Source organism: Candidatus Paceibacterota bacterium (assembly GCA_035546035.1).
Lineage (GTDB): Bacteria > Patescibacteriota > Minisyncoccia > Phycocordibacterales > UBA6065 > UBA6065.
Genome location: DASZXC010000003.1, coordinates 19,444 through 32,999 on the forward strand (window position 1 = coordinate 19,444; position 13,556 = coordinate 32,999).

General features: G+C 54.2%; 14 protein-coding genes. 5 read left to right on the top strand and 9 right to left on the bottom strand.

The window, feature by feature from the left end:
- Positions 1-2: 2 nt before the first annotated feature.
- Complete coding sequence (locus VHE10_00585; GenBank protein HVU06283.1) at positions 3-656, top strand: methionine biosynthesis protein MetW; 654 nt, start codon at positions 3-5, stop codon at positions 654-656.
- A gap of 3 nt (positions 657-659) precedes the next feature.
- Here the strand turns inward: VHE10_00585 and VHE10_00590 are convergent, their stop codons facing one another.
- From VHE10_00590 to VHE10_00600, 3 genes are read right to left on the bottom strand one after another with little or no spacing between them, the layout of a single operon-like run.
- Positions 660-1,364: an FkbM family methyltransferase gene (locus VHE10_00590; GenBank protein ID HVU06284.1), complete on the bottom strand. Its 705-nt coding sequence runs from the start codon at positions 1,362-1,364 to the stop codon at positions 660-662.
- Positions 1,355-2,287 (bottom strand): putative nucleotide-diphospho-sugar transferase, encoded by a 933-nt coding sequence (locus VHE10_00595; GenBank protein ID HVU06285.1) that lies wholly within the window; start codon positions 2,285-2,287, stop codon positions 1,355-1,357. The genes VHE10_00590 and VHE10_00595 overlap by 10 nt, the downstream gene beginning before the upstream one ends.
- Positions 2,284-3,330 (bottom strand): glycosyltransferase, encoded by a 1,047-nt coding sequence (locus VHE10_00600; GenBank protein HVU06286.1) that lies wholly within the window; start codon positions 3,328-3,330, stop codon positions 2,284-2,286. Before VHE10_00600 ends, VHE10_00595 begins: the two co-directional genes overlap by 4 nt.
- A gap of 63 nt (positions 3,331-3,393) precedes the next feature.
- Between VHE10_00600 and VHE10_00605 the strand changes: the two genes are divergently transcribed.
- The 4 genes from VHE10_00605 to VHE10_00620 are packed head-to-tail and all read left to right on the top strand — an operon-like array spanning position 3,394 to position 8,127.
- Entirely contained in the window at positions 3,394-4,014 is a 621-nt protein-coding gene (locus VHE10_00605) for a methyltransferase domain-containing protein (protein ID HVU06287.1), read from the top strand.
- Between the two features lies 1 nt (position 4,015).
- Positions 4,016-5,158 carry a glycosyltransferase family 4 protein gene (locus VHE10_00610; protein ID HVU06288.1) on the top strand — a complete coding sequence of 381 codons (1,143 nt, stop codon included), beginning with the start codon at positions 4,016-4,018 and terminating at the stop codon, positions 5,156-5,158.
- Positions 5,151-6,554 (top strand): glycosyltransferase family 39 protein, encoded by a 1,404-nt coding sequence (locus VHE10_00615; protein HVU06289.1) that lies wholly within the window; start codon positions 5,151-5,153, stop codon positions 6,552-6,554. Before VHE10_00610 ends, VHE10_00615 begins: the two co-directional genes overlap by 8 nt.
- Positions 6,555-6,561: 7 nt before the next feature.
- On the top strand, positions 6,562-8,127 hold the full coding sequence (locus VHE10_00620) for a glycosyltransferase (protein HVU06290.1): 1,566 nt from the start codon (positions 6,562-6,564) through the stop codon (positions 8,125-8,127).
- 31 nt (positions 8,128-8,158) lie between these two features.
- On the opposite strand, the gene VHE10_00625 is transcribed toward VHE10_00620, so the two are convergent.
- Genes VHE10_00625 through VHE10_00650 form a run of 6 tightly spaced genes read right to left on the bottom strand, consistent with a single transcriptional unit; the run spans position 8,159 to position 13,554 of the window.
- Positions 8,159-8,947, bottom strand: coding sequence for a class I SAM-dependent methyltransferase (locus tag VHE10_00625; GenBank protein ID HVU06291.1), 789 nt, complete (start codon positions 8,945-8,947; stop codon positions 8,159-8,161).
- Positions 8,948-8,984: 37 nt separating this feature from the next.
- Positions 8,985-9,908 carry a hypothetical protein gene (locus tag VHE10_00630; protein ID HVU06292.1) on the bottom strand — a complete coding sequence of 308 codons (924 nt, stop codon included), beginning with the start codon at positions 9,906-9,908 and terminating at the stop codon, positions 8,985-8,987.
- Positions 9,908-10,672 carry a DUF268 domain-containing protein gene (locus tag VHE10_00635; GenBank protein ID HVU06293.1) on the bottom strand — a complete coding sequence of 255 codons (765 nt, stop codon included), beginning with the start codon at positions 10,670-10,672 and terminating at the stop codon, positions 9,908-9,910. Before VHE10_00635 ends, VHE10_00630 begins: the two co-directional genes overlap by 1 nt.
- A gap of 6 nt (positions 10,673-10,678) precedes the next feature.
- Entirely contained in the window at positions 10,679-11,650 is a 972-nt protein-coding gene (locus VHE10_00640) for a hypothetical protein (GenBank protein HVU06294.1), read from the bottom strand.
- Complete coding sequence (locus VHE10_00645) at positions 11,647-12,672, bottom strand: NAD-dependent epimerase/dehydratase family protein (protein ID HVU06295.1); 1,026 nt, start codon at positions 12,670-12,672, stop codon at positions 11,647-11,649. The genes VHE10_00640 and VHE10_00645 overlap by 4 nt, the downstream gene beginning before the upstream one ends.
- Positions 12,673-13,554 (bottom strand): hypothetical protein, encoded by an 882-nt coding sequence (locus VHE10_00650; protein HVU06296.1) that lies wholly within the window; start codon positions 13,552-13,554, stop codon positions 12,673-12,675.
- Positions 13,555-13,556 lie beyond the last annotated feature (2 nt).

Below are 13,556 nucleotides of genomic sequence, written 5' to 3' on the forward strand. Positions count from 1 at the left end.
ATATGGACGTAAAAGCATTCGAGAACAGGCGCTGGAGCGGGGAAGACCAGGCGATCCAATTCAGGCACAGGGCGGCGCTCGACCTGGTCCCGCGCGGAACCGTGCTCGACCTCGGCTCGGGCGACGGCCTTTTGCTGTCGCTTCTGTGGAAAAAGAAGGCGATCACGGGCAAAGGGCTCGATCTTTCGGAAGAAGGCGTCAAAAAGGCGAATGCCAAAGGCCTCGACACCCGCGTATACGATTTCGGGCTCAATAAATTGCCGTTCGCAGAGGGGAGCTTTGATACCGTCACGCTCCTCGATATCCTCGAGCATCTCTATGATCCAGGTTCGGTATTGAAAGAGGCAGCGCGCGTCGCAAAGAAGAACGTCGTCGTCGGCGTGCCTAATTTCAGCTCGCTTCCGGCGCGACTGCAGGTTCTGCTCGGCCGCATTCCGGAGAATAACCAGCCGAAGAAGGGCCATGTCTACTGGTTCAACAAAAAAGCGCTCGAAAAGATCGCTGCGGATGCGGGATTGCGATTGGTCGAGCTTCACACCAACACTCTTTTTGAAAGGGTTCCCGTCGTAGGGACGATAACGAGGCTCAAGGCGCGCTTCTGGCCGTCGCTCTTCGCGCTGTCGTTCGTGGCGAAGTTCGAGAAGCGCGGGAACTAAATCCTAGCGCACGAAGAGAGAGTCTTCGCGGAGGATGCCTCCGTCCTTGCCGTCGTGCCTCTGGTCTATGCCGCCTTTGTAGGTGAAGCCGAGGGAAGTCAGGAGCTTATATATATCGGCGAAAAGAGCCTGGCCTTCGTAGAACGGGACGAATGACGTCTCTACGATGAGCGCATTCGCGCTCTTAAGGAACTCCGCGCCGCCGAGGATGACTTTGTCTTCGTAGCCCTGCGTATCCATTTTGACGAGGATGTTCTTCTCGGTGCGGGCTGATCTCATTTCAGGGATATCGTCGAGGCGGCGCACGGATATGGCCTCTGTGCTCTCGCCTTTGGTATGAGGATAGAGGTCTTTGTGGAGCTGGGCCATCTTGAGGAGCGACGAGCTCGCCGAATACGAGCTGCGGTTGATATCGGTCGCGGCGTTCCGGTCGCCGAGCGCGCAGTTGAAGGCTTGGAATCGAGGATCGCCCGCCCGCGAGGCGACGAGCTCGTCATAACAGTCTTTCAGAGGCTCGAACGAATATATGAACGCATCAGGAAGGACAGAGCGGATCTCTTCCGCGAATTGACCGGTGTTGGCGCCTATGTCGAGGACCGTCTTGATGCCGCGCTCCTTGAGCCAGATGAGCTGGTTCGGCTTGGGCCTGTATTTATGGAAATCGAGGCCGGCTTTCCAAAGTATCTTTCGGAGAGGGTTTACTGACATATGCTTCGAACTATACGCGTTGTTTCCTGTTTAATCCAGCGGAGAGGGGAGATCTCCGCTGCGAACCCATATTTCCATGAAGGTTCGACTGATGCGATCTCGTCCTGCGCCTTTTGGAGCGCGGCGATATAGGCATCGTAGATCTTCCCGTGATGGACGGTGATCGGATACGGACGTACCGTATTTCCGTCGAGATATGCGATAAAGCCGTGGAAGTGATAGCAGACGAGGGCCTCTCCGTCTATGGAGAATCCTTCGCCCCGCTGCCTGATGGTATAGCGGTCAATGTTCCACGTGCCGAGATTCACGCCCTTTTCCGGTATCTCTTCTATATTCGAAAATTCCTGCGGCCAGGTCTTCAGGTATGACTGGTCTCCGTGGCGGCCTTTGTCGTGATAGTTGAAGCACCATTCGATGCACTGACCTTTCCATTTTCGGAGCGCTGCCTTGCTTGTCTCGTCGTCCTTGAAGACGATGAAACCCGAATTGAAATAACCGACGAGATCCGCGAGCGGCGCTTTCTTCGGCGTGAATTTATGGGACGTGAGCATGATAGACGCGTTCGGATGCGCATCGAAGAGGGGAGCGACGGAAGAATAGAAGAGCAGGTCTGAATCGGCGAATATGAGCGATCCCCTCACTTTTCTTTCGAGGAGATAGCTCATGATCGCCGGCTTGCACGTCCATGCGAATTCCTGCTTTGTCCGGGCGCGCGTCGCTTCCAAGTCTTTGTTCCCGATATCTACGAGCGCCACTGTCTTTATGCCCGGCTTCCCGAGCTTTTTAAAAAGCCTTTCGGATTCGTCGTCGAGGCACAGGACCCAGAGCCTCGAGCCGGGCATATGCCTTTCTATTGAATCAAAAAGAGCCAGGCATTTATAGACAAAGTTCTTGTCGGTAAGGGTGCAAAAATCGTAGGTCATGCAGTTTTCGTTATCGCGGTGAATACGCCCTCGGCGAGCTTCTTTGAGGTCAGGCGCGATTTGTAGAGATCATATCCTGCCGCCGCGAGCCTTTCACACGTATCAGGATTCTCTTTAAGGGCGATGATCTTCGCGACGAGCTCGTCTGCCGATGCAGGCTCGACGGCGGCGCAGGTCACGTTTTCTTCGAGGACTTCGAATATCGCCTTATTCCTGCCGGTAAGGTAGGGAAGCTTTAAGGCGATGCTTTCGAAGAGCTTGCACGGCAGGGTGCGATCGAGCCTCGGATGCCGCGCGAGCTGGCCGAGCGATATATGGCATTCGAGCATCCGCCGCCGCAATTCATGCGCGGGAAGCCTGTCATGGATATGCTCGAGATTTCTCGGAGCGAGCTCTACGAGGAGCGCATTTACTTTCCGATACATAAAGCCGTGCCCTATGACGAGGAATCTGATTTCCGAATCCTCGAGCCTTTTCGCCGCCTCTATGACGGTGAGGATGCCTGATTCCGGCAGGAATCGGCCACGGAAGAGCACGGTGAAATCAGGCCGCTTCTGCACCGATGCATCATAGAAGAAATCCCTTTCGTCTATGCCCGAATACGAGAGGACGCATTTGCTCTTCGGGACCAAGAACAATCGGCTCGCATATTCGATCTGCGCATTGCTTTCGAGGAGTATCCGCGAGGAAAGATGGAATGAAATGAAGTCTATCGCATACGATTTGAGCGCTTTCCAGCCCAAGAACCCGATCTCGCCGCGCGAGACGACGTTCGCTTCCCACTGCGACGACACGGCGTTGAATATGATCGGCAAACGGGTCGAAAGTTTCGCACGGATCGCGAGGAGAGGAGAGGGGTATCCGACGATGACGACGTCTCCCTGGCGCCATTCGCTTCGGAGGCGCGATATGAGGCGGCTATAGGAAAAGCTCTCCTTCTTTTCGGCTATCTCGATGACCTCATGCCCGAGCTCGCGAAAGCCCTGAATGAGGTGAGTATCCTGGGTATAGAGGTTTTCGCTGTTGAGGTAGAGGAGTCTCATCCGTGCCTTTAAATCGCCTTTAAATATAGCATTAAATCTGCTATATTTCCCTTATATTTCAACATGAAATCCTACTCCATCATTCGCGACGGAGAGTACCGTAACCTGCGCGGCATCTCTCTCGACGGGGCGATCCTCGACCTCGGCGGCAATATCGGGTCCGAATATCACAGCCTCATCGGAGGCTCGCACGCGTTTACGACCGTGAACATAGATCGGTCGCATCCGTGCGACATGATATTCGACATTCAGGAGAAATTCCCGCTCGAGACCGGTTCGTTCGATGCGGTCATTTCTATGAACGTATTCGAGCATATCTATGGATTCCATAACGCATTTTCGGAGTCGGCGCGCGTGCTGAAGGCGGGCGGCACGTTCGTATTCGCCGTGCCGTTCATGCACCACATCCACGGCTGTCCTGACGATTACATGCGATACACCAAGTCCACGCTCGAAAAGCTCCTTCTCGAAAACGGATTCAAGCGTATGGACATACGCGAGATCGGCTACGGCATATGTTCGCTGGTCTACCAATCCGCGTCGGGAGCGTTGCCGCGGATCATAAAACCGGCCTTCAAGGCGGTCGCCGTCGGCATAGACAAGGCCTTGCTCAAGATCATTCCTCGCTATCGCGCCATGGCGGAAAGGATACCGCTCGGCTATTTCGTGGTGGCCCATAAATAACATGAAGCGCCGACTTTTTCTCGTATTCCATGGCAGGTTCCCGGGCGAGAAAGCAGCCTCTCTTTTCGCGGCGAAAAGCGCCGAGGCTTTTGCGGATGTCGGTCTCGAGGTGACGGTTCTTGTTCCAAAAAGGAAGGGTGTCGATAGCCAGACTGCATATGACTATTTCGGCGTGAGGAATGTTTTTTCGATCGTCGAGATACCTGCCACCGAATTGTCGCCGGTCTTCCGGAAGATATCGTTCTGGATGAGCTACCGCTCGTTCTCAAAGGGTATTGTTGCCTATATAAAAGCTCATGCAGTCTCTGACGACATCGTCTATTCGAACGAAACCTTGCCTCTGCTCGCCGCGTCGCGCGTCGCGGGAAATACTTTCTATGAAATGCACGATTTTCCGGAGAGCAAGCTCGCGCTCTTCGGCCGATTTTTGAAAAAGATGAAATGGGTGCTCGTCCATAACAAATGGAAGATGGAAAAGGTCGAGAGGGCATTCGGCATCTCTGCCGAGCGCATGCTCTATGAGCCGAATGCGGTAGATATAGGAGCTTTCGATATCTCCGTGTCTAAAGAAGAAGCTCGAAAGAAGCTTGGTTTGCCTCCGGATAAAAAGATCGCCGTGTATACAGGGCATCTCTATGGCTGGAAGGGCGTGGATGCGCTCGCGCAGGCAGCAGGCATGCTCGCCGATGATTTTCTTGCCGTATTCGTGGGCGGTACCGATGCCGACGTCGCAGCGTTCAAATCGAAATACGGCGACTCGCCGCGGATTCTGATCGCAGGCCACAAAAAGTACGCTGAAATCCCTGTCTGGCAAAAGGCCGCTGACGTTCTGGCGCTTCCTAATTCGGGTAAAGAAGCGATATCTCTCTACTACACGTCGCCGATGAAGCTGTTCGAATACATGGCGAGCCGGAGGCCGATCGTCGCATCCGACATCCCATCCATCCGCGAGATCGTGGACGGATCGTCGGCGTCTCTGGTCCCGCCTGATGATGCAAAAGCCCTCGCGGATGCGATCCGGACGCTCGCTTCTGATTCTCAAGGGGGAGAGGCTCTCGCCCAGAGCGCTTTCGCGCGGGTTTCCAGTCATACATGGGAGAAGCGCGCCCGTCGCATCCTTTCTTTCATAGAAAAAAATGGTTAAGGATTTTGTTGCGCGCTATAAAGTCGAGGTCATCATATTCTGCATCGCCCTCGCCGCGAGGCTCGTACTTTTTTCCATCGTTTTTGCCCACAATGACGGCAATCTCCTGAATTCGATCCACGGCGACGACGGATATTATGAATTGTCGCAGGGAATCCTGAATGGCCACGGCATGACGTGGGATACGCAGCCGCCGTTCGCACCGAATCCTTTGCGCCCGCCGGTCTGGCCGTATCTCATTGCGTTTTTTGCGGGCGTGTTCAAAACATACTGGGCCGTATTCGCTTTCGAGCTTGTCCTCGGAAGCCTTATCCCAGTCCTCGCATACAGGGTCGCACGTATGCTCTTCGGGCATCGCATAGGGAAGTGGACAGCGATCATCATGTGCGTCGAGCCGTACCTCATGTTGTTTTCGATCATCCTCTATACCGAGACGTGCTTCATGTTCTTTTTCCTCCTTTTTCTGATATTCCTCATCAGATATATAGAACGGCCGACGATCCGGTCGGCGCTCTACGCGGGTCTGACGCTCGGCCTCGCCACGATGGTGAAGCCGACGGTTCAATATCTGCCGATATTGATACCGATCGCGCTCGCGATCATGTGGCGCGAACGTTTGCGCGGTCCACAACAAGGCGGCGAAGGTACGGCTTTAGCGAAGCAATGCGCGATATTCCTTCTGATGTTCTTGGTCGTCATCGCTCCGTGGCTCGTGCGAAATCACCAAGCGTTCGGCGTCTGGGGCATGAGCGCCCAACCGGAATTCAATCTGTACGTGTATCTCGCGCCGACGCTGCTCGCCATAGACAACGGCACCGACTTCAAAACGGAATACGCCGCATTTGTTGAAAGAGGCGGCTTCGATCCGAATTCCATAACGCTCGCCAATGCGGATATCTATAAATCGAAGGGGCTCGATGTTATCAGAGACCACAAGCTCGCGCTCATGAAATCAGGGCTCATAACGCTCGTCACGTTCTTTACCCATGACGGCATGCTCACGGTGCTCGGATATTCAGGCATTACGATACCGAACGTCGTTTCGAAGCCGGTCATACAATTAGCTTCTCATCCGATCGAGCTTGCATCGGTCATGGCGCGCTATGCGGCAAGCCCTGCTGTGCTCATCATCCTCTTGCGCTTGTTCTGGATCGCCGTGACGATATCGTTCGTATACGGCGCATGCAGATATCTCCGCAGGGGAGACAAAGCCGCTGCCGCGATCATGATTCTCATAGTCCTCTATTTCGCCGGTACGACGGCGATCAACGGATTCGGCGTGAATGCGCGATTCAGGATGCCGGTGGACGCTATCATCCTCGGATTCGCTCTATTTGGACTTTTTTCCATAAAAAGGGATAATACGCGCACTGAAATCCCTGCAGCTGCTCGATGATCCTGCGATGAAGCTTTCTATCGTAATCCCCGCATATAACGAGGAAAAGACCCTGGAGGAGATCCTTTCCCGGGTCTTTGCCGTCTCTATTCCCGGATGGACGACCGAGATCGTTGTCGTTGACGACGCTTCGACCGACGGGACGCCGGATATACTCAAAAAGCACGGAAAGAAGCTAAAATCGGTCAGACTCGATAAGAATTCAGGCAAGGGCACGGCCGTCCTCCGCGGCCTCTCTGAAGCGACAGGCGACTATATCGTCATACAGGACGCCGACCTTGAATATCACCCGAAAGATATCCTGTCGCTTGTCGTTGCATTAGATGTAGGTGGCGCGGCCGGCAAGCAGGCCGTATATGGATCGCGTAACCTGTATCATGAGAAGCGCGAGGGATTCATATTCCAGCGCCTTGGCGTTTGGAGCATCACTAAAATGATCAATGTGCTCTATGACGCGGACCTCACTGACGTCTGGACGTGCTACAAGCTTTTTCCGGCAGACGCCAAAAAATATTTCGTGCCGGGCCGATTCGAATCCGAGCTCATATTTACCGCCGCGCTCCTCCGTAACGGCTACGATATCCGCGAAGTCCCGATATCCCATGCTCCCCGCACGGCTGCGGAAGGCAAAAAGATCCGCTATCGCGACGGATTCCGCGCCATACAGCTTCTCTTCGCCGACAGGCTCGGCAATATCCGGAAACCGCAGATCCGCGTGACGGGGGACCACTCCCACATCATCTGCTGTCCGTTCTGCAAGGCGGATCTCCTTAAAACCGAAAACGGCCTCGTCTGCAAAACCCACGGGCATTTCGTTGTGGATGAATCGCGCCGACCGATCCTTATCGAGAAAGGCGTATATGAGCATAACAGCGACCAGCACGAATCGGGCGTGAACTGGCTCAAATCGTTCTTCAAGCAATTCCCGAAGGTCTATTATTCGATCTGGCACATGTTCTGCCCGGTCATGATGCTCGTGAATGGCCCGCGCATGGTGCTCGACAGGGTAGAAGAGGGCTCAACGGTCATAGACGTAGGCTCCGGTCCCGAGCGCCTCGGCAAGGAATTCATAAACGTGGATATATTCCCGTTCCCCGAAGTTGACATCGTGTCTGATGCGACGCAATTGCCGTTCAAAAACGATACGATCGATGCCGCCGTGTCCGAATCGCTGTTCGAGCACGTGCCGGATGCGCATAAGGTCGCGCGCGAAATGGTCCGCGTCGTGAAGCCTGGGGGCTATGTATACGTTTCCGCTCCGTTCATGCATCCGTACCATGCGTCGCCCGACGATTTCAATCGCTGGACGATATCGGGCCTGAAGCATATGTTCTCTGACCTCGATATCGTCGAATCGGGCGTGAGGTCGGGGCCGTGGTCAACGTTCCTCATGTTCCTCGCGTACTGGCTCGGCGTCATATTCTCGTTCGGCTCGCGCAAAGCCGCGCCGTTCATGGCGCACGTATTCATGCTCGTACTCGGCCCGCTCAAATATCTCGATTACATATTCATATATATTCCAGGGTCTGATGCGGTAGCGACGCATCTGTATATATTGGGAAGGAAGAAATAAAAAAACCGCCGCGCGGCGGTTTTTTGCATGTTTATCTGAATTTTATCGCTGCGGCGTCTTTTGGTGTCGTCCACTCGCCCGATTCAGGGACGAATTTGACCGGAGCGGCCTTGCAGACGAATACGCATCTAAAATTGAATATATATTTTTCAACGACATCGAATCCGGCGCAGTTGAGGAGGGATTCAAGGCATGAGGGCGTCATGCCCCAGAACCAATTGGCATAGCCTTCCTGAGGCTCGTAAGGGCCTGTAATAGCCCTCTGCATGCCGATACCGCGCTGCCATACCTTTCGCTGGTTTTCGTTGAGGAATGGGTAGAATACGGCCGCATTGCTGAGACCCTTCATCTCAGGGATGGAGGCAGTGTTCAGGATAAACGTCTCTTTGGTGATCGCGCGGAGCCTCATGAGCATATGGGACGGATCAGGAGTGTGATAGAGCACGCCTGCGCAGAGGACGACGTCGCATGCACCGATCTTTTTTATCGTCTCGGCGGAATTGATGTCGCCTTGGATGAATTCGACCTTCGAGCCGCGCTTTTTCTTCGCTTCTATGAATTCCTTGCTTTCAGGGTAAACGTCGACGGCGACTGACCGGATCGCGCCTGCTTCTTCTGCTGCGAACGTATTCGCTCCGTGGACGCCCCAGAGCGCGCCGATGTCTGCGAACGACTTGCCGGAGGCGTATTTTCTGACGAGAGACGCATTGTCGAATGCGTCGTTGGTCATGTCTTTGCCGAGGACGATCTTGGACGATTTTCGGATGACTCTTTTCAGGAATCGGTTATTAAGGGCCAGGACGCGGAGTTTGTAGAGCATTGGGGTTATCGCACGTGCTACTCATTATACATAGTCCCTAATATCGCGCGAGTTCGGAGTATTTATTGGTGAAGAACGAAGTTTTGTTTTTATAGTAAGCCCAATCCATGGCTTCATTCTTGAATATGATATGAGGTACGTTCGCATACCATGCGGCGAAAGCGCCGAAGCTCGAGTCGGATCCGATGACCGCGTCAGCCCGAGAGAGGAGGAAGAGGTCCGTGACCGAATTCTCCTTTGAGATATGTATGTTGAGACCATCGAATTTCCTCGCGTCTATAGGCCCATCAGAAGTTATGAGGAAAAGCGCGGCGGCGGCATCCATCGAATTTTCGCGGATGTATTCGTCCAAGGTCTCGCGGACCCGTTTCTGGCCCACGATAAATCTGCCGCCCTTAAAGCCGGCATAGTCGCTTTGGCGGATGTGGACGCCGACGATCTTCGAGTGCTTCTCCCGGAGCGGCGCGATTATGGAATCGACGCGTTTAGCGACGAAATCCGCCGGCTTGAATGCTTCGCGGAGCGCAGAGCCGAATTTTTCAAGCCCTTTCGGATTCCTGAAAAGCCAGCCGGTGAAATAGAGCGCGTCGTATCTCTGAAGGCGGTCGGGGAGAGGCGCGGACGGCGGAAGATACGTCGCCTGATTCAGGCTGTTTTCAGACGAGTATACGCGAGAGGGTTCGAACCATGCCGTTATGCGCGATCGCAGGGCGTATTTACGCCGTTCGATCCTATTGATGAAGCTCGACCGCCTGCGCGGCTTTCGGAATAGAAGCCTCGCCTTTAGATTCGTTACGAAGCTTTCGTCTTTGAGGAAGCGGAAGAAATGGTGGTACTCGTAGAACGAAGGATTGCGGACGGTCGCGCCGATCTCGAGGCCGTATGCGCATATGCTCACGTAATTCCAGAGCTGGTTCGCCAGCTCGCCGCCACCGTGCTTGAGAATGACGAGCTTCTTCATTATTTTTGGAAATGATAGAGGCCGGTGCCGAACCCTTTTTTCGCGTCGCAGAATCTTTCGACGTCTCTTCCGTAAACGTAGCTTTCTTCCTGCAGCTTCAATCCAGGGAAGAGGGATATGACTTGCTCGCGCGTGAATGCGCGGTGCGCGTTGAAGTATGTTTTGCTCTCACGGTCTATGGGCACGGATATATAGAGCGATCCGCCGGGGGCGAGCACGCGGGAGAGTTCCTTCGCCGATTTTTCGGTGCCGAATTGGTCGAGCGGGTCGCCGTAGCGGCCGAGACCGATATGCTCGATGACGCAGATCGAAGAAAGCGACTCGAGCTCGCCGTCTTTGAAGGGAAGCGCGGTTATATCGCCTTTAACGAATGAGAGGCCGGGAATAGAGACGGAGAGAGGGCGGATGTCTACCATCGCCGTCGGCACGAATTGGGAGATTATGCCTACCATCAATGCTTGCGAACCGACATCGCAGTGCTTTCGAGGCTTCGCTTCGAAGACTTTCTTTGCGCACCAGCATCCCTGGATAAAATAGACCGGATCGATATCGGTGAGGGCAGTCTTGTCGTATATGCGGGGGAAGAGGTCTGCCGTAGAGACCTTGAACGAAGGGTTCTTTTCGAGCCTTCGATATTTTCTATAGTCGGAAAAATACGCCGAAAGGTTTTTGATGCGCGATCCAAACCCCGGCTTCACGCGAAAGATTCGCGCCATGACGATCGCGTATTTGAAAGGGGGAAAGCGCTTCAGGGATTCTCTCATGCGATTTTATAGTACGACTTCCGCGAAGTTTTCGCGAGGGAAGCCCCAGTCTTCAGGGTTGGTCTTGTAAGGGATTTTCGTCTCGAGCATCTTTTTGGTGTCTTCTTGGAATTTCGTGAATGAAGCGAGGTACCTGACGCCTTTGTGGTGATGGTAGATGTGATATACGGAGTGGGGCAGGATTTTCTGTTTTAATCCGAAACAATAGAGCACGTAGAGGATATAGCCGTCGAGCGTGCCGCTGCCCACGGTCATCTGGTCGTATCCGCGGACTTTCTCTACGGCGCCCCTATGCATCATGAGGAAGTCTCCGGCAGCGTTCGTGTGCATGATCGATTCATCAGATTCTTTGTCCCTAAAAGGGTTGAGGAACGGGCATTGGAGGAGTATCTTCCTTGTCCTGCCGTGGATAAGGGCAGAGAGCCATTCTTTGAATGAAAGATATACGGTCCTGTCGTTGTACATGATCTTGATCGCGTCTTTCTCCGCGCGAGCGAGCACTTCTGCAGCCGAAAGCCGCGGGTCTATCCAGTTCATAGCCATATCCTTGCGATTGATGCGGTAGAAGGAATTCGCATCGAGTTCCTTTGCCGCGAAGAAGTCAAAGAGCTTGTCGCTGTAGAGCACGTCCGGATTCGTCGCCACGATCCATTCGCCTTTGGAGCGCCTCATGCCTATGTTCTTTCCGATGAATTCGCAGACGGTTACCTTTTCATTGTCGGGAAGCGTCTTGTGAAAGCTCGCCGGCACGGTGACGAAACGGACTGCCAGATAGCGGTTATCCTCGATGACGAGCTCTTCATATATATGCTTCTTATGGGCCGGGGGATTGTATTCGACGAAGACGAGCTCGCACCAGAGCTTGGTGCGGTTGGTCTGGTATATAAGGACTTTTATGAACGCATTGATGCGGTTCGTCCAATTGCCGCCGTAATCGTCGTTGCGGGCGGTCACTACGAATGAGATGAACGGGCTCATTTGGTTTTTCCGTAAAGGATCCTCTGCCATTCGATCGTGCGCGCGAGACCGGCATCGAGGCCGACGAAATCCGTTTTTGAGAACTCTTTTTTAGCTTTCGAAAGGTCGAGCCAGACGTCTTCCGGCGCGCCGCCGAGGGCCTGTGCCGAAGCGCCGGCCTTTACCGGCGCGCCGGCTATGCCGCCGATCTTCGCGGCCAGCTCCGCGATCGTGGTCTTGCTCTCTCCGCCCACGTTATAGACGAATTCCTTGCCCGAAAGCAGTATCTTCCACATCATCTCTACCGCATCGGTGACATAGCAATACGTCCTCTTCGCCGCGCCGCTATCCATCATGGCTATCTCGCCGTTCAGGGCTTTTTCGATGAATGAATTGAGCACGCGCTGGTCGCCTTTCTTGGTTCCCGGTCCGTAGGCGAGGGAGAGGCGGGCCGCTTTGGCGTCCAATCCTTTCGCCCGATACGCATCGGCGATCGCTTCGCCCGAACGCTTGCCTTCGATATAGCACGCGCGTGGATGTTCGGGACCCGTCGTCCCTATGTCCGTTTCCTTGTAGGGAACGTTCTTCGAGCCGCTGTATATCTCGCTCGTCGATACGAAGAGGAATTTGCCGCCGGTCTTAACCTTTTCCGCGAGCATGGACGTCGCGAGCGTATTGAGCGCCAGCGTCTTTACCGGATCCGAGAGGAACTTTCCCGGTTGGCCGTATCCCGCGGCGTGTATGACGATATCGGCGGACGGGAGGCTTTGAAGGAATGCGGGATCGGTGAGGTCTCCGGCAATGATCTCCGAGCCTTTCGGCAGGAGCTCTTTGAAATAGGCGTCCGGAGCATTGTGGACCACTGCGATGACCTTGACCGCGATACCGTTCGCTTCAGCCTGTTTCAAGGAAGCGGCGAAATATGTGCCGACGAGGCCGGTTATGCCCGTGATGAGCACGCTTTTACCTTGAAGCGACGAAAGGTCTGTAGCCTCGGCGATACTTTCCGCGTCTTTATATATGAGGTCTGCGAGAGTATTCATTTATATGATCTTTTCTATCCTCTCCCTGATATCGGCTGCCGTGAGCTTCAGATATGCGTCTATATCGCCGACATTGCCGTATTTATGGATGAATTCGCGCGGTACGCCGATGTGGTGTACGCTCGGCGATTTCTTCGCCATCTCTGCCGATTTCGCTATGTCCCAATCGAGAGAGCCTTCATAGAAAGGCTCGCAGACGATCACCTTGTCTCCCGCGATATTCGTCGCCAGCGCATCTCGGTCGAAAGGCGCGACGGTCGTGTAATAGAGGATCGTCACGTCCAGTCCTTTGCAGGCTTCGCGCACGCTTTCGAGCATCGGCCCTACGGTCACGACCGTAGCTTTCAAGCCTTTTTGTACGATCATGGCTTTGCCGAACTCTACGGGGAAGCTCTCTTTATTGCTTCGCTCGCTCAAGCGGAAGTATGTAGGCTTGCCGTCCGCATAGGTCGCCCTGAACAGCGAGTCGAATTCCGCAGGCGTTCCCGGTACGACGATCTCCATGTTCGGGACGTTCTTCAGTATGCCGACGTCGCCAGGGCAGTGATGGGTGCCTCCCATGACCGCATAATCGTACGATCCGCCGATGCCTATGAAGTTGCCGCCGATATTCTGGTATCCGAAATCGTCTTTGATCTGTTCAAGCGAACGTTCGACTATGAACGGGGCGATGGTGTGCACGACAGGGATCATGTCGTGGAGCGAGAGACCTGCGGCCAGGCTCACCGTCGATTGCTCGAGGATGCCGATATTGTAGACGCGGTCAGGATGCTCTTTGAAAGCGTTCCTGAACCCGAATACGCTTATGTCGCCCAAAAGCAGGACGAGGCGCGGGTCGGTCTTCAGTATATCTTCGACGGTCTTTACGAATTGTTTTCTCATGG

Bases quoted from the DNA above. Each gene is read 5' to 3' on its own strand.
- VHE10_00585 (HVU06283.1), top strand. From the start codon at position 3: ATGGACGTAAAAGCATTCGAGAACAGGCGCTGGAGCGGGGAAGACCAG.
- VHE10_00590 (HVU06284.1), bottom strand. From the start codon at position 1,364: ATGTCAGTAAACCCTCTCCGAAAGATACTTTGGAAAGCCGGCCTCGAT.
- VHE10_00595 (HVU06285.1), bottom strand. From the start codon at position 2,287: ATGACCTACGATTTTTGCACCCTTACCGACAAGAACTTTGTCTATAAA.
- VHE10_00600 (HVU06286.1), bottom strand. From the start codon at position 3,330: ATGAGACTCCTCTACCTCAACAGCGAAAACCTCTATACCCAGGATACT.
- VHE10_00605 (HVU06287.1), top strand. From the start codon at position 3,394: ATGAAATCCTACTCCATCATTCGCGACGGAGAGTACCGTAACCTGCGC.
- VHE10_00610 (HVU06288.1), top strand. From the start codon at position 4,016: ATGAAGCGCCGACTTTTTCTCGTATTCCATGGCAGGTTCCCGGGCGAG.
- VHE10_00615 (HVU06289.1), top strand. From the start codon at position 5,151: ATGGTTAAGGATTTTGTTGCGCGCTATAAAGTCGAGGTCATCATATTC.
- VHE10_00620 (HVU06290.1), top strand. From the start codon at position 6,562: ATGAAGCTTTCTATCGTAATCCCCGCATATAACGAGGAAAAGACCCTG.
- VHE10_00625 (HVU06291.1), bottom strand. From the start codon at position 8,947: ATGCTCTACAAACTCCGCGTCCTGGCCCTTAATAACCGATTCCTGAAA.
- VHE10_00630 (HVU06292.1), bottom strand. From the start codon at position 9,908: ATGAAGAAGCTCGTCATTCTCAAGCACGGTGGCGGCGAGCTGGCGAAC.
- VHE10_00635 (HVU06293.1), bottom strand. From the start codon at position 10,672: ATGAGAGAATCCCTGAAGCGCTTTCCCCCTTTCAAATACGCGATCGTC.
- VHE10_00640 (HVU06294.1), bottom strand. From the start codon at position 11,650: ATGAGCCCGTTCATCTCATTCGTAGTGACCGCCCGCAACGACGATTAC.
- VHE10_00645 (HVU06295.1), bottom strand. From the start codon at position 12,672: ATGAATACTCTCGCAGACCTCATATATAAAGACGCGGAAAGTATCGCC.
- VHE10_00650 (HVU06296.1), bottom strand. From the start codon at position 13,554: ATGAGAAAACAATTCGTAAAGACCGTCGAAGATATACTGAAGACCGAC.